This window comes from Variovorax sp. CF313, assembly GCF_000282635.1.
Lineage (GTDB): Bacteria > Pseudomonadota > Gammaproteobacteria > Burkholderiales > Burkholderiaceae_C > Variovorax.
On record NZ_AKIW01000064.1, the window covers coordinates 1 to 20,304 of the forward strand.

Genomic DNA, 20,304 nt, shown 5'->3' on the forward strand with positions numbered 1-20,304 from the left:
TGCACCAGTCCCGACTCGGCGTCCACGCCGATGTGCGCCTTCATCCCGAAGTGCCACTGGTTGCCCTTCTTCGTCTGGTGCATCTCGGGGTCTCGCTCGCCGGTACTGTTCTTGGTGGAGCTGGGCGCCGCAATGATGGTTGCGTCCACGATGGAGCCGCGCTTCAGGAGCAACCCCTTCCTGGCCAGGTGGGCGTTGACCTGCTTGAAGATGTCTTCGGCCAGATCGCTGGCTTCCAGCAGGTGACGGAAGTTCAGGATGGTCGTCTCATCGGGGATCGCCTCCAGACCGAGTCCGGCGAACGTGCGCAGCGAGGCGATCTCATACAGGGCTTCTTCCATCGCCGGGTCGCTCAGAGCGAACCAGTTCTGCATCAGGTGCACGCGCAGCATGGCTTGCAGCGGGTAGGGCCGACGGCCTCGGCCCGCCACTGGATAGTGGGGCTCGATGACTTTGAGCAGCGGGTATGGGCCGGACTGCGAAGCAACGACGCCTGCACCGCGCGAGTGCGGCGATCGCCGACGCTCATGCAACCTGTCGCGCCACTTCTCCCCAGTAGGGCTGACGCAGCGCCTTCTTGTCGATCTTCCCCAGCGCCGTGAGCGGCAGCGTTGTCACGACCTCCACGCTCTTCGGCGCATGCGGAGCACCCTTGCGTTCCTTCACCAGATCGATCAGTCGCTCCGAGTCCACCTGGAAGCCGGGACGCGCCACCACGATGGCAAGGACGGTCTCGCCCCATTTCGCGTCCGGAACGCCGATTACCGCGGCCATCGAGACGGCAGGATCGCTCGTCAGCACGTCTTCGACTTCACGAGGGAAGACATTGAAACCGCCACTCACGATCATGTCCTTCTTGCGATCGACGATGAAGAGGTAGCCCTCGGCATCCTGGCGTGCAACATCGCCGGTTCGAACCCAGCCGTCGGCGATGGTGTCGCGTGTAAGGTCTTCCCGTTGCCAGTACGACTCCATGGCATAGGGCGCTCGAACACAGATCTCCCCCGCCTCTCCGGTATCGACTCGGTTTCCTTCGTCGTCCAGCAGCCGGACCTCCGTCAACGCGACAGCCCTGCCGCAAGAACTGAAGAGATCCGACCGGTTCACGCGATGGTCGCTCTTTTGCAAGAGGCTGATCGGGTAGCACTCGGTCTGGCCGTAGAACTGCGAGAAGATGGGTCCGATGCGCTCCAGCCCTTCCAGCAGCCGTGTCGGTGACATCGGCGACGCACCGTAGATCATGAGTTCGAGCGAAGACAGATCGGTGGTCGACAGCGCCGGATCGTCCAGCAGCATGTAGATCATCGTGGGGACTAGCATGGTCATGTTGATGCGCTCGCGCTCCACGATGGCCAAGAGCTGTGCCGGGTGAAAGCGGGGCATCAACTCGACCGTGCCACCCCGCAGCAGCACCGGCGTCACCAAAGTTCCACCCACGTGACTAATCGGTGCAACCGCCAGGAATCGTGGCACCGCCGGCAGCTCGAAGTTCGCCTCAACGGCAAGCGCCATGGCGCCCTGCGCGCGTTGGCGTCGCACGGCGCCCTTCGACTTTCCGGTCGTCCCGCCGGTGTAGTTGAGGATCGCGATGTCATCTAACGCCGACAGGTCCCGAGCAAGGGCCGCACCGACTTCCTCCGCCGCCGCCAGCAGGTTCTTTCCGAAGTCTGCCGCTCCGAGTGTCCAGACAGTGACTGACTGCGGCAGTCTCTTGGCGAGGTCCGCGCCATGTTCCTTGAAGACACCGGCGTCGAGGATCAGCGCATCGACCTGCGCGTCCGTGATCTGTTCCAGGTGATCCGTCAGAGAGCCGAGCGGGTGCAGCCAGGTGACCGATCCGCGCAGTGCCTGCACGGCCGCCTCGGCGCACCAGGCCTCCGCACGGTTCGCGCTGAGCAAGGCCACGCGAAACGGATGGCCGCCCTCCTTGGGCGCCAATGCGAACTGCAGCTTCCCAATCAGCGCCAGGGTGTCCGCATAGGTGAGGCGCCCACCGCTCCAGGAAAAGGCCACCCGATCCGGATGTCCGCGCAGCGCGCGAAACACGAGGGATGACACCGTCGTGTCGGCACGCTCGGCTGCAGAACTCGTGATCATTCTCTTCATCTCCTCGTCTCGTTCATTGAGTGTTAAGCGATTCTTTGCGCACTGCCGTGGAACGCGCCCTCCCCCGCCATGGGCCCTTGCACCGATCCGGGCGGAATACGCGGCGGTGCCAAGCGCGGGCTGGCGCACGACCGGCAGTTCGGCAGTCCAGAACCCACCTTTCATAGCAGGTTCGAGGCTGCGACACGATGTTAGGCAAGGAAGGCGGGCTCGAAGCCGTACCAAAGTCGTGCATCACCTCATGGTTGACCCGTAGAAGTGCCGTCGCGATGCGCGCAGCCGCGCGTCAAGCTGACCACTCGCTCCAAGGCTGGGCTGGCGCTACGCTCAAACGCTTCTGTCAGCCATGACGGTCCGGCCCGGTGTCTCGAACCAGCCGAGCTGGCGCACCTTGGCCACCCAGTTCACGTGACTGCGCCATCACACGCACCACGCGACGTTGCGCACCGACATGCGCTCTCGGCCGAACGCAACGGTGTCGATGCCATCTCGATCGATGGCTTCGAGTGTGCTGGTCACCCAGGCGAAGACGATGTCGGTGGCCTGGTTCTTTTTGCGGCGGCAGCCGACAAGGTGAAGATCCCACTGGTCGCATCGGGCGGCATCGCGGACGGCCGGGGCCTGGCCGCGGCGCTGGCCTTAGGTGCCGAGGGCGTCAACATGGGCACGCGCTTCTGCGCCACGACGGAGGCGCCCATTCACCAAGACATCAAGGATGCGCTCATCGCCGCAGGCGAACGCGATACAAACCTGATCTTCCGCACGCTGCACAACACCGGCCGGGTCCTGAAGAATGCAGTTCCCGATGAAGTCGTCGCCCTCGAGCGCCGGCCCGGAGGCTGCGAATTCAAGGACATCCATCCGCTGGTGGCTGGGGCCCGAGGGCGCGCAAGCCTCGAGATTGACGACGGGCAAGGGCTCAGCCATGGGCTTTGAAGAAACGCGCCTGGATCTTTCGCAGCAGCCCGACCACGCCACCGGGCATCGCGAACATGAAGATGATCAGCACCACGCCGTACACCGCCCAGGGCGCTGCCTTGGAGACCTTCTCGGCCAGCGAGGGCACGAACATGATGAAGATGGCGCCGAAGATCGCGCCGTACAGCGTGCCCACGCCGCCCACCACGATGCCCACCAGCAGCGAGATCGACAGGAACAGCGTGAACGAATCGGGCGCCACGAACTGCACCGCAATGGCCGACAGCGCGCCGCCCACGCCGGTGTACGCGGCCGACACGCCGAAGGTCATGGCCTTGTAGTGGCTGTTGTCCACGCCCATCGCCTCCGAGGCCATGGCGTGGTCGCGGATGGCGCGCATGGCCCGGCCGCTGCCGCTTTGCAGCAGGTTGTGGGCAATGAAGAACATCACGACCGCGACGAACAGCGAGAACAGGTAGAGCCACTGGTCTTCATTCAGCGGCAGGCCGAAGGGCGCGGCGGGCTTCATGAGCACGATGCCCTGCACGCCGCCGGTCCAGGCCTCGAGGTGCTTGTACTTGAGCAGCTGCGGCATCGCCACGCCGAGCGCGAAGGTGGCCAGCGCCAGGTACAGCCCTTCGAGCTTGAGCGCGGGCCGCCCGAACAGGTAGCCGACGATCAGGCACACCACGGCCGCCGCCGGCACCGTGAGCCAGTACGGCACGCCCGCATGCTCCATGAGGATGCCGGTGGTGTAGGCGCCAATGGCATAGAAGGCGCCGTGGCCCAGCGAGATCTGCCCGTTGTAGCCCGTGAGGATGTTCAGGCCCAAGAGCGCAATGGCATACGAGATCACCATGGTCGCCTGGAACAGCTGGTAGCCGCGCGCCACGAAGGTGATGCCGATGGCCAGCACGATCAGCAGGCCGACCCACACGAGCGGCGAGCGCGAGGGCTTGGCGGTGGCGCGTGCATCGGCCGACCCAGCGAGCGGTGCCATGGCGGTCGGCAGGGAGGAAGCTTGGGGAGAGTTCATGCGATCAGACCCGGGTGACCAGCTTGCGGCCCATAAGGCCGGAAGGCTTGACGATGAGCACGCCGACGATCAGCACCAGCGCCACCGACAGCTTGAGTTCGGTGCCCACCACGTAGGTGCCGATGAGGTTTTCGAGCACGCCGACGATGAAGCCGCCGAGCACCGCGCCCACGGGGCTGTCGATGCCGCCGATGAGCGCGCCGGCAAAGGCGTACAGCAGAACGCCGGTCATCATGTGCGGGTCGAGAAAGACCACGGGCCCGACCATCATCCCGGCCACCGCGCCGATGGCGCCGGCCAGGCCCCAGCCCAGCATCAGCATGCGCCCGACGTTGATGCCCACCAGCCGCGACGAGGCCGCGTTCTGCGCCGCGGCGCGCATCGCCAGGCCCAGCGGCGTGAAGCGGAAGAACGCGAACAGCAGCAGCACCACCAGCAGCGTGACGCCGATGGCGCCCATCTCATGCGCCGACATCATGGCGCTGCCGAACCACGCGTCCGACGGGAACGGGCTGGGGAACTGCTTGATGGTGTAGCCGAAGAGCCAGCCCGCCAGGCTGTGGAAGATCACCAGCAGGCCGATGAACACCACCACCACCGACAGCGCCGGCTTGTCGTGCATGGGCCGGATCACGGTGAACTCCACCACAGCCGCGAGCACGAAGGACAGCGCCACGGTCGCGACGAAGGCGGCCCAGTACGGCAGGCCGGCCTGCATGAGGCTCCAGGCGATGAAGGTCGAGAACATCGCCATCTCGCCCTGCGCGAAGTTGATGTGGTGCGTGGCCTGGTAGATCATCACCAGCGCCAGCGCAACGCTGGCGTAGATGCCGCCGGTGGCCAGGCCCGCCAGCAGTTGGTGCAGGAATGCATTCATCGGTGTGTGGCCCCTATTCGCCCAAATAGGCTTTACGGACTGCGTCGTTGCGGCGGATGTCGGCGGCGGTGCCCGAGAGCACGATGCGGCCGGTTTCTAGGAGGTAGGCCGAGTCGGCCAGGTCGAGCGCGAGCTTGGCGTTCTGCTCCACCAGCAGGATCGACACGCGCTCTTCCTTGTTGATGCGCCGCATGATCGAGAAGATGTCCTTCACGATGAGTGGCGCGAGCCCGAAGGAGGGCTCGTCGAGCAGCAGCAGGCGCGGCTTGCCCATGAGCGCGCGGCCGATGGCCAGCATCTGCTGCTCGCCACCCGACAGCGTGCCGGCCTGCTGGGCGCGGCGCTCGCGCAGGCGCGGGAAGTAGTCGAACACGCGCTCCATGTCGGCATCGATGCCGTCCCTGCTGGCACGTGCGTAGGCGCCCAGCCGCAGGTTCTCCTCGGTCGTGAGGCCCAGGAAGGTGCCGCGCCCGTCGGGCACGTGGCCCACGCCGGCCTTGGCGATCTGCTCGGTGGAGCGGCCGTCGATGCGCTGGCCGGCCAGCATGATGCGGCCCTCGGTGCTCACCATCATCTGGCACAGCGCGCGCAGCGTGGTGGTCTTGCCGGCGCCGTTGGCGCCCAGCAGCGCCACGACCTGGCCCGTGGGAATGTCGAGGTCGATGCCCTGCAGCACGCGCGTCGGGCCGTACGCCGCATGCAGCCCGCGCACTTCGAGGATGTTCGTCGTCATGCCATCGCCTCCGCTTCTGCCTCTTCGCCCAGGTAGGCGCGGATCACCTCGGGGTGCGCGCGCACCTCGGCCGGCGTGCCCTCGGCGATCTTCTTGCCGAAGTTGAGCGCCACCACCTGGTCCGACACGCCCATCACGAGGCTCATGTGGTGTTCGACCAGCAGCACCGTCACGTTCAGGCGGTCGCGGATGTCGCGGATCAACGTGCCCAGGCTTTCGAGCTCTTCGTGGTTGAGGCCGCAGGCCGGCTCGTCGAGCAGCAGCAGCTGCGGCTCGGCCGCCAATGCGCGTGCCAGCTCGACGCGCTTCTGCGTGCCGAAAGGCAGGTCGGCCACTTCGCGTTCGGCCACGGTCTCGAGGTCGAGAAAGTGGATCAGCTGGTCGGCCCGCTCCCGCGCCTGCGACTCGATGGCCGCCACGCCGGGCAGCCGGAAGGCGTTGCGCAGGAAGCCGGCGTGGTGCTTGCTGTGGCAGCCCACCAGCACGTTGTCGCGCACGGTCATCGTGCGAAACAGCGCCAGGTTCTGGAAGGTGCGCCCGATGCCCAGGCCCGCCATGCGGTGGCGCGGCAGGCACGTGAGCGGATGGCCGTCGAACTCGATGCGGCCGGCGCTGCACTCGTACAGGCGCGAGAGACAGTTGAACAGCGTGCTCTTGCCCGCCCCGTTCGGCCCGATGAGGCCGCAGATCTGGCCCCGCCGCACGTCGAACGAGACGCCGTCGAGCGCCACGATGCCGCCGAAGCGCACCGAGACGCCGTCGATGTGCAGCAGAGGCCTGTCCAAGTCGCCATTGCGGAGGGTCATGTCTCGGCTTCCTGTTCTTTGAATTTGGTATTCATGCCCGTCTGTCTTGGGCTCACTCTGTACTTGGGCAGTAGCGCGGCGGGTCGGTAGGAGAGCTTGGTCCGCCGGAAGTTGGCCAGCCCCATGTCCTGCTCGAAATTCAGCCACTGCACAGGCTCGCCCAACTCGGCCTCGGCGTGCTGACAGAAATGCTGGAACATGTGCTGGTAGATGCCCTTGAAGCGGTCGAGCCCCTTTGCAAAACGCACCACCATCACCCCAGGCTGCAGTTGCTGCGCCAGCACGAATCCAGCGGCCTCTCCGTTCGCAGTGTGGACAAAGCCCTTCAACCCCAGCTGCTCCGCATGGGACAAAGCCTCTGCGCAGGCGAGCTCGTCGGCGTCGCCAGCGGACTTCAACTTGTCGGCCAGCCACTGGCGCAACACCTGCAGCGCGGCCGTCCTATGGATCTGCTGGTAGACCTGATGCGAGAGACTGAAGTTCTTTCGCAACTGCTTCGCCAGGTTGCGCTTCTTGTTCAGTGCGCTTCCACGGTAGAGCAGGAAGTTCTCGGCGGGGAAGAGATAGTCGGCGTCGTCGCGCGAGACATGACTGCACCATTGCGTCGGATCGAGTTCGGCAACCGTGCGGCCGGATACCGGGTAGAAGCACTCGGCCCCATGCTCGCGCAGCAAGGCGGCCAGCTGCGGCTGCGCTTCGCCGCACAGGTCGAACAGCGGGATCAGGTGACAGGTGCCATCGTAGGTCTTGCCGCTGATACAGGGTCGCGGTCCGGCGTGCAACCGGTAGTCGTGGACGCGACGAAACAGCCACAGATTGGCGAATAGCAAGTCGGAGATCGCCTCCGAACCGTCGCTCCTGGCCAGACATGCGAGAACTGCGTCCACATCGGGGCCATCCGAAAGAGAGAGCGGTTGGCCCGGGTGCGCATGCGACGTGGGCGGTGGCGCGATCACTTGCGCGGGCGATCTCGACTCAAGCATCAGCGACCTTCAGCGCACGAGGCACCGGGGGATCGCTCGGTGGGCCCGCAAAGCACTGCGCCAGCGCCATCCACTGGATTGCTCCCTTGCCCTGCACTTCGAGCGCAGTGCCCCGAACGTTTCGACGCTGGGTGACCACCAGACAGAAATCCTCTGCGGAGCCGACGACACGGTTGTCCGATGTCATCTCGCCCCAGGTCCAACGGCTGCCGTCGGGAGCTTGGAGATCCACCCACGGCGCCGGCTCGGGAACCGCCATCCCGCGGTTCGCAAAGGTCCAACCGAAGGTGGTGCAGCCGATGTGCGCGATGTGCTTCAGCCGATGACCCGAAACGCGATGGCGTGCCATCACGTCCCACACGTCCTGCCCATGGGCCCAGGTTTCCATCAGCCGAGCCGTCGCGAAGGAGCGCGCCGACATCTGCGGCCCGTACCAGTTCAGGCGCGCCTTGGCGTCGAGCCGGGCCAGCGAGGCCACCAGCAGTTCATAACGGGAACGCCACACACGCAAGAGCGCCGGGCCGTCAAGCTGGCCATATTTCTCTCGCGCCAATGCGCTGATCTCCTGGCCAGAGTCCAGCAGTCGGTTCAGGGTCCTGGCGTCGGCGACAAACGCGCCCGGGTCAGTGACCGAAAGCAGCGCCGTCTCGTCCAGGAAACTCAGGTGGGCAATCTGGTCCCATGTACTCCAACCAAAGAACGCCCCCTGCCTGAGCCAATCCTCCGCGCTCAGGGTTGCACAGAGACTGTCGAGCGCCTGATATTCGGCGAGGAGATCATTGCAGGTGGCTCTCATGGGACAAGGGAAGTTGCGGGAACAGGGATCGAACAGCGCGATTGCGCGTGGCGCGCCGAAATTCGAAGAAGCGCCAAACGGTGAGCGACCGCGCTTGCATGTTCTGCAGCGCGTGCAGAGCCCACAAGGCGACGCGTTGAATGGAGATGCCGCGGTGCCGGCCCTCCGGATCACTGTCGCGCGGTGTCCGGGACGTCCTTGACCGGCTGGTAGTTCTTCCCATTGAACTGGATCAGGTGCACCTCCTCGATCGGGTAGCCATCCGTTGCGCTCGTTTGAACCTTGATCCCCGGATAGAGCATCGGGAGACTCATGTTCAGGCTCAGCGCCTGCTTCATGACGTTCTCACGGGTAAGTTGGTCCCCCGCCTGTCTGAGAGTCTGCACCAGCGCCTGAGCATAGGAGTACGCAATGACATTGAGCGAGTCGGTCGGGTCCCCTGCCGGGTAGTATTTATTCATCACGGCAGCGTAGTCCTGGTACTCCTTCGTGGCCTGTGTCGCGGCATCGTCCGGCTCACGGATGTAGGTGGCGCTGTAGATTCCCTTGGAGGCTTCCACGCCGGCCGGCTTGAGAACGGAACTCACCGAGGCCGAGACGCTGGCGAGATAGCGGTTGGGCGTCCAGCCGATTTCCGCGGTCTTCTTGATCGCCATGGCGGCGAACTTCGTCGTAGCAAAGATCATCAGCGTGTCGGCGCCGGAGGCCTTGAGCGCCACCAGTTGGCTGTCGATCGTCGGATCGGTCGACTCATAGGATTGCTGGGCAACGATCATCGACTTTGCCTTGTCACCCAATGCGAGGTTCAGGCCCTTGAGGTGATCCTTCCCCAATTCGTCGTTCTGCATCAGGACGGCAATTTTGGCGGCCGGGTTGGTCCGCAGCACGTGCTGGGCAAAGGCCTTGGATTCAGCCTGAAGCGTGGGCTGGAAGCCGACCGTCCACGGGAAGTCCTTGATGTCACCCCACCGGGTCGCACCAGAACCCACGAAGAGATGCGGCACCTTCTTTGCGTTCAGGTATTTCTGGATCGCCACGTTGGTCGGTGTTCCCAACGGAAGGAAGATCGCCAGCACCTCTTCCTGCTCCACCAGCTTGCGAACTTCCTCGAGCGACTTCGCGGGGTTGTAGCCATCATCGTTCGAAAGGAACTTGATCTTCCGGCCGTACACGCCGCCGTCCGAATTGATCTTCTCGAAGTAGGCCGCCGCCATCTTCCCGATTGTCGAGTACGCCGAGGCCGGGCCCGAGTACGGCATGATGTTGCCGATCTTGATCTCGGTGTCCGAAACGCCGGGACCGTACTGCTTCTGAGCCCATGCAGCACTCGGTACGATGGCCGCCGCGACCAGAGCGGCGACGAGGGTTCTGCGGTGCAACGTGTTGATCATGATGTGGTGGATAGAGGTGAACGGGGAGCCGGCCAGGCCTGCGCATGAGCGTTTTGCTCCTGGCATGGGCTGACCACAACCAAATGTCGGCAGCTCCGAAGGCTTGCTTCTTTTTTCCAGGACCGAAGGTAGGCCAGACCACGGGCGCAAGAGCCCGCCTAAAGTCGGGTTCAAGGTCATGGAGAACCCCTGTACGGGCCAGGACGCCATGCCGACAGGCGCCTGGGCGAGGGGTTTCCCCGGTGCGCCGGCCCCGCTTTCTGCAGTCGGCAGCGGTCGACAGGTGTGAGAATCTTCCAATGTCCCGACCTGCAGAGTCATGCTGACGACTCACTTCCCCCGCCGCTCGTTGGCCGATCGACAAGCCCCTGAGACCGAGCACAGCGTGGCTGTCTGGCGGGGCAAGCTGGCGCCACCTCAGCTCGCGTTCGAGGCCGTGCTGCCACGCTTGGCTGAAGTGTTGCTGCGAAGCGCCGTGCTGGCACGCTTGGTGACGGTGTGCGCCCCTCCCGGCTATGGCAAGACGGTCGTCCTGCAGCATCTGCACCAGACCCTGGTACGGCGAGGTCAGCAGTGCGCCTGGGTCGCGCTCGACGATCGCGACGTCTCGGTCAACTCTCTGCTGTTTCTTGTGCAGTCCTCGCTCGCAGCCGAAGGGCTGTCCGGCGATGCCCCGGGCGCACCATCGCCAATGGACGACTCGCGTCACACGGTCGAGCGCGTTCTTCGCTTGCTCGAACGACTGTCGAAGCCGACCACGTTGTTCATCGACAACCTCAGCTACTGCACCGACCCGCTCTTGGAACCGCTGCTCGAGCGACTGGTCTTCTCCGGCCCCTCTCAACTGCGCCTTGTCTTTTCGGGTGTCGACCGCTTGCCCTTCGACGTCACGCGCGCACGACTCGAACTGAGCGCGGTCGAACTGCGAGCGGCCCACCTGGCCTTCGACCGCGAAAGCACCACGTTGTTCTTGAAGAGAGCACATGTGCTGCACGATGCGACGACCGTCCAGAGAGTTCAGGTGCTGACGGAGGGTTGGCCAGCCGCAGTGCGACTGGTGCAGATCCTCATGGCAGAGACCGACAATCCCGGCGCGGTGCTCGAGCACTTCAGCGGCAGCGACCGCGACGTGGCGGACATGCTCACGCGTCGTGTGCTGGCCGGACTGGACGTCGAACGCGCAGCGTTCTTGCTGGAGATCGCACCGCTGCGGGAGTTCAGTGCAGAGCTGGCCACGCACGTGACCGGAAGAGCCGACGCGACCGCCTGGATCGCGGACCTGCTCGATCGCGACCTCTTCGTCTTTCCGCTCGATCGAGGTCGACAATGGGTACGGATGCACTCTCTGCTGCGGCAGTATCTGCTCGCAGAGGGTCACCGCTCGCTGCCTCGCGAGCGCCGCCGCGAGATTCTCGAGCGCGCCGCCCACTGGCACGCGGAGCGGGGCGACAACGAGGCAGCGCTGGAGGCAGCGCTGGAAGCGCCGGCTCCCATGATCGCGGCACGCATGCTGGACCGGCTCGCGCGAACCGTGGTGGGGGGGCAGGGCCGACTGACGCTGTATATCCGTTGGGTCACCCAGCTGTTGGCATGCGGCGTGGAGCTCTCGCTGGAGTCGCACACCTGGTACGTCTGGTCGCTGTGCTTCACGCTGCAGTACGAGCGCGCCTACCGCACCATGGACACGCTTGACCACAGGCTCGCGGAAGCCGCCCCCCGCGGACAACTCGGCGGCCTTCACGCACGTCTGGGTCTGCTGCGGGTCGTGGTGGCGATCAATCTCGACCTGATGACCACCGCGCGCGAAGAGGCGCACCGCTGGTTGCACGACGGCATGCGCCGGGATCCCGTGGGAATCGTGACCGTCGCGGGTGCGGCCGCCACCGCCGAACTTGCACTTGGAAACGTCGACGCGGCGCGCCAGTACGTGCTGCAGGCGCTCTCGGCGGTCACTCGCAGTCCAAGCCACTATGCGAACGCATGGGCCTGGACGATGGGCGCCTGCGTCGAGTTGGCCAATGGCGACCCGCTGGCGGCAGACCGCATGCTCACGCAGGCCCGGAGTATTGCAGTCGAAGCGCTGGGCGAGGACGCCGGTGTCGTGGCTACCTTGGACTTCGTGCATGCGCGTGCTCTGCTTGATCTCGGACGAACCGAGAGTGCGCAAGCCAAGGCGATGATCGGTCTTTCTCGCGCCTCGGGGCAGGGTCTGATCGAGACGACGCTGCAGGGCTTCTCCGCCTGTGTAGCGCTTTGGGACGGCAGCGACGATCACCCCTTCGGCCCGGAGGCGCTCGATGCGATCGCGCGCAGCTATCCCCCGCGCGCGCTGCGCGCACTGGCGTTGCTGCAGTTGCACCGGTTGCTGAGTCTCGGTCGCGCTCGCGACGCGCAGGAACTCGTCCGCCGTCAGCTGCTCGACTTGAAAGCGATCCTGAGCAGCGAGGCGTCCTTGCACGAACGCCTGATCGTGCTGCGACTGCAAGGGGCCACGGGCAATAGCCGCCAGGTTCTGGAAGAGGTCGAGCGACTGTTGCGCCTGACGGTCGCGTCGCCCAGAGAAGCAGTGGAGCTGCACCTGCTCGCGTGCGAGCTTCACCTCCAGGCAGATCAGAAGGACCTGGCTCGACGCTCCTTGAGTCTGGCCGTATCCACCGCGGCAGCTCGGCGCCTGCTGCATCCTTTCATGGATCGCATGGCCACCGTGGGGCGGATCCTGGCCGCCTCACGGAGCAAGGACCTCGGTTTAACGTTGCCAGACGAAGCCACATTGCTCACCCAGATTCACGAGCGCATGCCGTCTGAATCATCAGAACCTCTTAGCGACTCGGCGGATGCGACACCAGCCGCCTTGCCCGAAGCGCTCACGAATCGGGAGCTTCAGCTGCTCGACCTTGTGGCACTGGGATTGAGCAATCAGCAGGTCGCGGACCGTCTTGCACTGTCGGTGCCGACAGTGAAGTGGCATCTCTCGAACATCTACGGGAAGCTGGGCGTGAAGAGCCGCGCAGCGGCGCTCGCAAGAGCCAGGGCTCTGCAGGTTCTGCGCAGATAGTCGCCCGGCGGGCTGGCACCGTCGCGACGACGTCCCATTCCCGCGCAACCAGCGCAAGCATCTCGCCACAGCGGCTCGGCGCGTTGCCTCGCGCAGCATGAATGCAGTAGTGACTTGGTCTGCAGTGTCTTTGGCGGTCGCGACAGCCGTCTCGAAGTGCTCTTTGGACATGCCGGCCAACGATTGCCAGCGCGACGACTGCATTGGCGACACACCAATCTCCGCCAATGTGGGGGTATCAGCATGTGATGCCCTGTTGTGCTGATTGATTCAGCCATCGCCAACTGCGCGCTCTCCGCGCTGTGCTGACTGTCGAAGCAACTCCCCGGCCTTGCGTTCAGCGCGGACCTTGATCTCCGTAGCCCATTCGACCAACTCTGTGTCCTTGGCCTGGTGCAGCGCAGGCGCATGCGACCTCGATCCACCTCAGAGCCCGTCCTCCTTCTCCACTTGGCGCCTGCCCTTGTCAATCACGTCCTTCGGCGCTGAAAAGTAGACGATCTGTTCGGTTATTCAACAACGCCGTCATGATGGATGCTCCTGTTCGAGGGTTGCAGTGACCCTCCAACTTTGGCATGCATACGCTGTTACGGGGAGGGTCCGCCCATTCCAGTAGCGCCCTCTGTATGTTGCAGCTGGGGCTCCATGCACGGCGATTGCCGCGGCTTAATACCCCGTAACGGATCGATGATGTTGTCCGGCAATTCGCCCGCCGCAACGCGCAGGATGTTCGCTGCAATCTGCTTGGCTGAGGTCGCCGGAATGGCCACCGAGGCGAGGTGCGGGGTTATCAGCACGTTGGGCATGCTCCACAGCGCGTCTCCAACCGGGAGGGGTTCTCGCTCGAAGACGTCCAGCGTTGCTGCACCGATGTGACCGCTTTTGAGCAGATCCGTCAGGGCAGCTTGACTGACCAGGGAGCCGCGGGCGACGTTGATGAAAGCAGCACCGGGCCGCATTTTTTTGAGGCGTTCGCGATCGAAGAGCTGCTTCGTTTGGGGCGTGAGTGGCAGCATCAGGACGACGATGTCCGCCTGCCCGATCACCGAATCAAGCGTATCCATGCCGGAAAAACACGCCACGCCATCGATCTGAGCGAGGCTGCGCGACCACCCCAGCGTTCTGAAGCCCTGGCGCTGCAGTTCATGCGCTGCTTTGGCGCCCAACTGCCCCAGCCCCAGCACCGCAACGGTTATTTCCTCCGGGGAACGCGGATGGCGATAAGTCCATTCGCCCGAACGCTGGGCCTGCTCGAAAAACGGAATGTCTCGGGCGTGCCGGAGCACCGCAAAAAGCACATACCCGGCCATCATTCTCGACATCTGCGGATCGGTGATCCGGGTGATGGGAATGTTCCTTGGGAGGTCGTCACGTCCCACCAGCGAGTCGACTCCGGCGCCCAGATTGACGATCAGCCGCAGATTCGTCATCGGCTCGAAAATGCCTTGCGGGGGCTTCCAGACCATGGCGTAGTCGATCTCTTGCGGCCGCTCAGCCTGGCTTGCGTGAACCACACGCAAGCCCGGAAGTTGCGACTGAAGCGCTTTCTTCCAGGTCTCGAAATCGTCGAAGTCGCTATAGAAAGCCAGGGTGCCGGCGGTCGCAGTTACCAGCGGCGAATCGTGGACCTGGAACTGCAGCAAGCACGCTATGAAGCAACGCTGGCAGAGCGCCGCTACGCGGCATGCGACCCCGACAACCGTTTGATCGCCGCACAGCTCGAGAAGAGCTGGGAGTCGGCGTTGCAGCGTGTGCAGGCATGCCAGCGGCGCGTCGACGCTGTGGACCAAACGCTGTCGGCTGTGGTGATGCCCGATCTCGGTGGACTCGCCCAAGATCTCTCTGTCGCATGGGATGCGCCCGGCGTGACGATGCGCACGCGGCAACAATTGCTTCACACCTTGGTCCAGGAGATCATTGCCGATCTCGATGAGAAGACACGCGAGATCGTGCTGACGATTCATTGGCGTGGAGGCCAGCATTCGCAGGTCAGGCTTGCGAAGCCGAAGTCCGGCGAGCACGGCTGTCGAACTCCCGATGAAGCCCTGGCTGTGATGCGCAGCATGGCGGGCAAGTGGTCCGACGAGCACATCGCCGCGACCCTCAATCGCATGGGCCTTCCCACGGGTCAGGCGAAGACGTGGACCGCGCATCGCGTGAGCTCCGTGCGCAGGGTGAACGACATCCGCGCGTACCGTTCAGCGCACAAGGATGGGCAGTGGTTGACCATGTCGGAGGCCGCAGCCGAACTCGGCGTCAACAACCACCGCATTCGGCGTCTGATCAAGGACGGCATACTGCCCGCCGAGCAGGTGGTGCCGCGGGCGCCGTATCAGATTCGAGCCAGCGACCTGCTGGATCCGAAGGTCATGGACGCGGCAGCCCGAACAGATCGCCCGTGTCGCGCGGTCGGCAAGAACCAGATCTCAATGTTTTCAACTACTTAACGAAGTGGGGCACTATGAACAGGTCATTGCAATAGGCCGGATCTGGTTCTCCACCCAGTTGTTGTCCGCAGGCAAGCTCCCGTCGTCCAGGTAGCGCGTCAGCGCAGCCCAGCGCTTCAGGCTGTAGTTCAACGCCTTCGCCGTTGCTGAACCGTCCGGAAACGCCCGACGGTTTCCCCCTCGGTCCATCAGCAGAAAATGTGCCGATGCCATTTCTGAATCCGAAAGGGGCTGATCGAATGGTGCAAGGCTTGAGCACCAGGAAGGTCAAGACCAGACCGGAGACCACGCAAACATCTCAGCTCGCTGGGCAGACAGCCGAGAGAATCGCGATGGCCGTCAAGGCAGGAGCTAAGCACTGCAGAGGACGCAAAAGTACGTGGAGGGAAGGAATCAGCATGGAATGCGACAGCATCAGAGTCACACCTCAAAATCCCCTTACATCGGCCGTTACATCGAGGAAAAACAGTAGCAAAAAGAGAAAGAGTCTGCTACTTTTTTTGTAGCAGACTCTTCAGTGACCATACGGTCTTGTAGTTGGTAGGCCGTGATGGGCTTGAACCATCGACCAACGGATTATGAGTCCGCTGCTCTAACCAACTGAGCTAACGGCCCACTGGCCACGATTCTATTCGCCGCAGCGCCCTACTTGCGGTGGCTCAGCGCATTGCCGACCAGCCGCGACGTGATATCGACGATCTGGATCATGCGTTCGTAGGGCATGCGCGTCGGTCCGATCACGCCCAGCGTGCCCACGACTTGCCCATCGACCTCGTAGTTGGCACTGACGATGGAAAGCTCCTCGAACGGCACGACCTGGCTTTCGCCGCCGATGAAGATGCGCACGCCTTCGGCCTTGCTCGACACATCGAGCAGACGCATCAGCTGGGCCTTTTGCTCGAAGAGTTCGAAGGCGCGGCGCAGTTGCCCCATGTCGCTGGAGAAATCGCTCACCGACAGCAGGTTGCGCTCGCCGGAGATCACGACTTCGTCTTCCTGCGCCTCGGTCAGCACCTCGGAGCTGACCTGCACCGCAGCCTGCATCAGGGCGGCGATCTCGCCGCGCAGCTTCTCGATCTCGGACTGGAGACGATCGCGCACCTGCTCGATGGTCAGGCCCGCATAGTGGGCATTGATGTAGTTCGAGGCCTCGACCAGTTGCGACTGCGAATAGTCGGCCTCCGGGAAGATCACCCTGTTCTGCACGTCGCCATCGGGCGAGACGATGATGACCAGCAGGCGCCGCTCGGAGAGCCGCAGGAACTCGATCTGCTTGAACACCGAAGCGCGCCGCGGCGCCATCACCACACCGACGAACTGCGACAGGTTCGACAGCAGGTTCGCCGCATTGGCGATCACCTTCTGCGGCTGGTCGGGCGCCAGGCTCGGCGTGCTCATCTGTTCGCGCTCGGCGGTCAGCATGGTGTCGACGAAGAGGCGGTAGCCGCGGTGCGTGGGGATGCGGCCGGCCGAGGTGTGCGGGCTGGCAATCAGCCCCAGCGCCTCGAGGTCGGACATGACGTTGCGGATGGTCGCGGGCGACAGGTCGAGCCCCGACGAACGCGAGAGCGTTCGCGAGCCGACGGGTTGCCCGTCGGCGATATAGCGCTCGACGAGCGTCTTGAGCAGCAACTTGGCACGGTCGTCCAGCATTGCAAGATTTTAGTGTTGTAATTTGTGAGATATGACCTCTCGCTTTCGTCACGTCGCCCTGATCGGCAAATACCAGGCTTCCGGCGCCCGAGCGCAGGCGGATGCGCGCGACGGCGTCATGGAAGGCATCGGCACCTTCCTCGAATCGCAAGGCTGCACGGTGTTCGTCGAGCGCTCGACCTGCGAAGACGACGATGACGGCGCCCCCGCCCATCCGCGCTACGAAGCCCTGAGCGTCGAGGAAATCGGCCAGCGCTGCGACCTCGGCCTGGTGGTCGGCGGCGACGGCACCATGCTCGGCATCGGCCGGCAGCTCGCCAGCTACGGCATTCCGCTGATCGGCATCAACCGCGGCCGGCTCGGCTTCATCACCGACATCCCGCTCGACAACTACCAGGCCACGCTGATTCCGATGCTGGCCGGCGAGTACGAGGAGGACCACCGCAGCCTGATGCATGCACAGGTCGTGCGCGACGGCGCCTCGGTGTTCGACGCGCTCGCGATGAACGACGTGGTCGTGAACCGCGGCGCCACCTCCGGCATGGTCGAGCTGCGCGTGTCGGTGGGCCGCCATTTCGTGGCCAACCAGCGCGCCGACGGCCTGATCATCGCCACGCCCACGGGCTCGACCGCCTATGCGCTGTCGGCAGGGGGGCCGCTGCTGCATCCGGCGGTGCCGGGCTGGGTGCTGGTGCCGATCGCGCCGCACACCCTATCGAACCGTCCCGTGCTGCTGCCTGATGCCGACGAGATCGTGATCGAGCTGGTGGGCGGGCGCGACGCCAGCGCCAATTTCGACATGCAGTCGCTGGCCTCGCTCGCGATCGGCGACCGCGTGGTGGTGCGCCGCTCCGACTTCCGGGTGCGCTTCCTGCACCCGCGCGGCTGGAGCTATTTCGACACGCTGCGCAAGAAACTTCATTGGAACGAAGGGGGCTCCTGAAATGGCGCTGCGACGCATCGCACTGCGCGACTTCGTGATCGTGCGATCACTCGAACTCGACCTGTCCGGCGGCTTCACGGTATTGACCGGTGAGACCGGCGCGGGCAAATCCATCCTGATCGACGCACTGCAGCTGGCCCTGGGCAACCGCGCCGACGCGGGCGCCGTGCGCGAAGGCGCCGAGCGGCTCGACGTGAGCGCCGAATTCGACGCCGACCCGGCCCTGGACACGTGGCTCGACGAGGGCGGCTTCGAGGCCGGCGACGCGCTGCTGCTGCGCCGCACCGTCGACCTGCAGGGCCGCAGCCGCGGCTGGATCAACGGTAGCCCGGCCACGGCCACGCAATTGCGCGAACTCGGCGACCGTCTGCTCGACATCCACGGCCAGCACGCCTGGCAGAGCCTGACGCGGCCCGAAGCCGTGCGCGGCCTGCTCGACGCCTACGCGGGCGTGCGCACTGACGCGCTCGACGCCGCATGGCAGGGCTGGCGGCAGGCGCTTTCGGCGCTCGAACATGCGCGCTCGGCGCAAGACTCGCTGCAGCGCGAACGCGAACGGCTGCAGTGGCAGATCTCCGAAGTCGCCAAGCTCGCGCCGGGTGCCGACGAATGGGAAGAGCTGTCGACCAACCACTCGCGCATCTCCAACGCGCAAGCGCTGATCGACGCAGCCCAGGGCGCCAGCCAGGCGCTGGAAGACGACGACAGCGGCGCCCTCTCCGCGCTCTCGCGGGCGGCCACGCTGCTGCAGAACTGCGAGCACATCGAGCCCGAGTTCCGCGCGCTGGGCGAGGTGCTCGCCTCCTGCGTGGCGCAGGCTTCCGACGCGGCCCACACGCTGCACGGCTACCTGCGCGACGCCGACACCGATCCGCAGAGCCTGGCCGAGCTGGATGAACGCATGGGCCTGTGGATGTCGCTTGCGCGCCGCTACAAGCGCACACCCGCCGAGCTGCCGGCGCTGCTGGCCGGCTGGCAGGCCGAACTGCAGGCGCTCGATGCGCAAAGCGATCTCGAAGGCCTGGAGCGTGCCGAGCAAGGCGCGCAACAGGCCTACATGAAAGAAGCCAAGGCGCTGGGCAAGGCCCGCAAGCAGGCCGCCCCCCGCCTCGCCCAGGCCGTCACCGACGCCATGCAGGGCCTCGGCATGCAGGGCGGACGCTTCGACGTCGAACTGCAGCCGCTGGCACAGCCCAGCCGCGCCGGCCTCGAAGACGTGGCCTTCCTCGTTGCCGGCCACACCGGCAGCACGCCCCGGGCCATCGGCAAGGTGGCCTCGGGCGGCGAACTGTCGCGCATTGCGCTGGCCATCGCCGTCACGACCAGCCAGCTCGGCGCCGCGCAGACGCTGATCTTCGACGAGGTCGATGCCGGCGTCGGCGGGGCCGTGGCCGAGACGGTCGGGCGGCTCATGAAGCAGCTCGGCCGCGACCGCCAGGTGCTCGCCGTGACCCACCTGCCCCAGGTGGCCGCCTGCGCCGACAATCACCTCGTGGTGGCCAAGCGCCAGACGGCGGCGGCGGGCAAGGACGGCCCGCGCACCGAAAGCGGTGTATCGCGCCTCGACGACGATAACCGCGCCAGGGAAATCGCCCGCATGCTGGGCGGCGAGAAGGTCTCGCAGACCTCGCTCGCGCATGCACGCGAGCTGCTCGGTCACAAGACTCCGGCGACCGCGCCATGAGCCTCGACCTCGTGCTCATCACGGGCATGTCGGGCTCCGGCAAGTCGGTGGCCCTGCACGCGCTGGAAGACGCTGGCTACTACTGCGTCGACAACCTGCCGCCCGAGCTGCTGACCCCGTTCGTCGCGCTGCAGCATGAGCAGCAGGCCACCCGGGTGGCCATCGCCATGGACGTGCGCAGCGGCGTCTCGCTGCCGATCGTTCCGCATCAGCTCGACGCGCTGCAGCGCGACGGCGAGATCTCGCTGCGTTCGCTGTTCCTCGACGCAACCACCGACGCCCTGCTGCGCCGCTATTCGGAAACCCGCCGCCGCCACCCGCTCTCGCGCCAGGAGGGCCGCACAGACGTGCCCGAGCAGCATCGCGTGCTGATGCAGGCGATCGAGCTCGAACGCGAGCTGCTGGCCGACCTGCGCGACGGCGCCGACGTGATCGACACCAGCCTGATCCGGCCTGCGCAGCTGCAGAGCTACATCAAGTCATTGATCTCCGCGCCCCAGAGCGCGCTGACGCTGGTGTTCGAGTCATTCGCCTTCAAGCGCGGCGTACCGCTCGATGCCGATTACGTGTTCGACGTGCGCATGCTGCCCAATCCGCACTACGTGCCCGCGCTGCGCCCGCTCACAGGCCGCGACGAGCCGGTGATCGAATGGCTGCGCGAGCACGACGACGTGGCACGCATGTACGACGACATCGAGCAGTTCCTTGCGCACTGGCTCGATGCGCTGGCGCGCGACCATCGCAGCTACGTGACTGTGGCCATCGGCTGCACGGGCGGGCAGCATCGTTCGGTGTTCCTGGTCGAGCAGCTGGCGCGCTCGTTCGGTGCGCGCTGGGGTGCGCTCAAGCGGCACCGCGAGCTCGACGCGGTCTGAC

General features: G+C 65.1%; 16 protein-coding genes, 1 tRNA gene and 2 pseudogenes. 6 read left to right on the forward strand and 13 right to left on the reverse strand.

Annotation, left to right across the window (positions count from 1 at the left end; translation table 11 throughout):
- Both PMI12_RS15780 and PMI12_RS15785 read right to left on the reverse strand, forming a co-directional pair.
- Positions 1 to 533 (reverse strand): IS5 family transposase (locus PMI12_RS15780; protein WP_042673536.1); only part of this gene is annotated, 533 nt, incomplete at its 3' end.
- Positions 526 to 2,106 (reverse strand): AMP-binding protein, encoded by a 1,581-nt coding sequence (locus PMI12_RS15785; RefSeq protein WP_202801682.1) that lies wholly within the window; start codon positions 2,104 to 2,106, stop codon positions 526 to 528. The genes PMI12_RS15780 and PMI12_RS15785, both read right to left, overlap by 8 nt.
- A gap of 438 nt (positions 2,107 to 2,544) precedes the next feature.
- Between PMI12_RS15785 and PMI12_RS15790 the strand changes: the two are divergent.
- Positions 2,545 to 3,021: pseudogene (locus PMI12_RS15790) on the forward strand (NAD(P)H-dependent flavin oxidoreductase); the annotation flags it as partial.
- 4 nt (positions 3,022 to 3,025) lie between these two features.
- Here the strand turns inward: PMI12_RS15790 and PMI12_RS15795 are convergent.
- From PMI12_RS15795 to PMI12_RS15825, 7 genes are all read right to left on the reverse strand, one after another.
- Positions 3,026 to 4,060: a branched-chain amino acid ABC transporter permease gene (locus PMI12_RS15795; RefSeq protein ID WP_081502661.1), complete on the reverse strand. Its 1,035-nt coding sequence runs from the start codon at positions 4,058 to 4,060 to the stop codon at positions 3,026 to 3,028.
- Positions 4,061 to 4,064: 4 nt separating this feature from the next.
- The gene (locus PMI12_RS15800) at positions 4,065 to 4,937 is read right to left on the reverse strand and encodes a branched-chain amino acid ABC transporter permease (protein WP_007834334.1); all 873 of its coding nucleotides are present in this window, start codon (positions 4,935 to 4,937) and stop codon (positions 4,065 to 4,067) included.
- Between the two features lie 13 nt (positions 4,938 to 4,950).
- A complete protein-coding gene (locus PMI12_RS15805) occupies positions 4,951 to 5,670 on the reverse strand; it encodes an ABC transporter ATP-binding protein (RefSeq protein ID WP_007834335.1) in 720 nt (239 codons plus the stop codon).
- On the reverse strand, positions 5,667 to 6,476 hold the full coding sequence (locus PMI12_RS15810) for an ABC transporter ATP-binding protein (RefSeq protein WP_007834337.1): 810 nt from the start codon (positions 6,474 to 6,476) through the stop codon (positions 5,667 to 5,669). The genes PMI12_RS15805 and PMI12_RS15810 overlap by 4 nt, the downstream gene beginning before the upstream one ends.
- Complete coding sequence (locus tag PMI12_RS15815) at positions 6,473 to 7,363, reverse strand: phosphatidylglycerol lysyltransferase domain-containing protein (RefSeq protein WP_157632210.1); 891 nt, start codon at positions 7,361 to 7,363, stop codon at positions 6,473 to 6,475. The genes PMI12_RS15810 and PMI12_RS15815 overlap by 4 nt, the downstream gene beginning before the upstream one ends.
- 88 nt (positions 7,364 to 7,451) lie before the next feature.
- The gene (locus PMI12_RS15820; RefSeq protein ID WP_007834339.1) at positions 7,452 to 8,255 is read right to left on the reverse strand and encodes a TIGR03084 family metal-binding protein; all 804 of its coding nucleotides are present in this window, start codon (positions 8,253 to 8,255) and stop codon (positions 7,452 to 7,454) included.
- Positions 8,256 to 8,425: 170 nt separating this feature from the next.
- Entirely contained in the window at positions 8,426 to 9,646 is a 1,221-nt protein-coding gene (locus PMI12_RS15825; RefSeq protein ID WP_007834340.1) for an ABC transporter substrate-binding protein, read from the reverse strand.
- Positions 9,647 to 9,965: 319 nt separating this feature from the next.
- Here PMI12_RS15825 and PMI12_RS15830 point away from each other — a divergent pair, with 319 nt between their 5' ends.
- Positions 9,966 to 12,701, forward strand: coding sequence for a LuxR C-terminal-related transcriptional regulator (locus PMI12_RS15830; protein ID WP_007834341.1), 2,736 nt, complete (start codon positions 9,966 to 9,968; stop codon positions 12,699 to 12,701).
- Between the two features lie 587 nt (positions 12,702 to 13,288).
- Here PMI12_RS15830 and PMI12_RS15835 read toward each other — a convergent pair.
- Positions 13,289 to 14,167 carry a 2-hydroxyacid dehydrogenase gene (locus tag PMI12_RS15835; RefSeq protein WP_007834348.1) on the reverse strand — a complete coding sequence of 293 codons (879 nt, stop codon included), beginning with the start codon at positions 14,165 to 14,167 and terminating at the stop codon, positions 13,289 to 13,291.
- Positions 14,168 to 14,323: 156 nt separating this feature from the next.
- Between PMI12_RS15835 and PMI12_RS28535 the strand changes: the two genes are divergently transcribed.
- Positions 14,324 to 15,148 carry a helix-turn-helix domain-containing protein gene (locus PMI12_RS28535; RefSeq protein WP_007834350.1) on the forward strand — a complete coding sequence of 275 codons (825 nt, stop codon included), beginning with the start codon at positions 14,324 to 14,326 and terminating at the stop codon, positions 15,146 to 15,148.
- A gap of 24 nt (positions 15,149 to 15,172) precedes the next feature.
- Here the strand turns inward: PMI12_RS28535 and PMI12_RS28235 are convergent.
- From PMI12_RS28235 to hrcA, 3 genes and pseudogenes are all read right to left on the reverse strand, one after another.
- Positions 15,173 to 15,319: pseudogene (locus tag PMI12_RS28235) on the reverse strand (IS66 family transposase); the annotation flags it as partial.
- Between the two features lie 367 nt (positions 15,320 to 15,686).
- Positions 15,687 to 15,763 (reverse strand) — tRNA-Ile (locus tag PMI12_RS15845).
- A gap of 30 nt (positions 15,764 to 15,793) precedes the next feature.
- The gene (hrcA, locus tag PMI12_RS15850; RefSeq protein ID WP_007834354.1) at positions 15,794 to 16,801 is read right to left on the reverse strand and encodes a heat-inducible transcriptional repressor HrcA; all 1,008 of its coding nucleotides are present in this window, start codon (positions 16,799 to 16,801) and stop codon (positions 15,794 to 15,796) included.
- 31 nt (positions 16,802 to 16,832) lie between these two features.
- Here hrcA and PMI12_RS15855 point away from each other — a divergent pair, with 31 nt between their 5' ends.
- The 3 genes from PMI12_RS15855 to rapZ are packed head-to-tail and all read left to right on the forward strand — an operon-like array spanning position 16,833 to position 20,303.
- Positions 16,833 to 17,744 (forward strand): NAD kinase, encoded by a 912-nt coding sequence (locus PMI12_RS15855; RefSeq protein WP_007834361.1) that lies wholly within the window; start codon positions 16,833 to 16,835, stop codon positions 17,742 to 17,744.
- A gap of 1 nt (position 17,745) precedes the next feature.
- Positions 17,746 to 19,428, forward strand: a complete 1,683-nt coding sequence (gene recN, locus PMI12_RS15860) for a DNA repair protein RecN (protein ID WP_007834363.1) — start codon at positions 17,746 to 17,748, stop codon at positions 19,426 to 19,428.
- Positions 19,425 to 20,303 (forward strand): RNase adapter RapZ, encoded by an 879-nt coding sequence (gene rapZ / locus PMI12_RS15865; RefSeq protein ID WP_007834365.1) that lies wholly within the window; start codon positions 19,425 to 19,427, stop codon positions 20,301 to 20,303. Before recN ends, rapZ begins: the two co-directional genes overlap by 4 nt.
- Position 20,304: the final 1 nt, after the last annotated feature.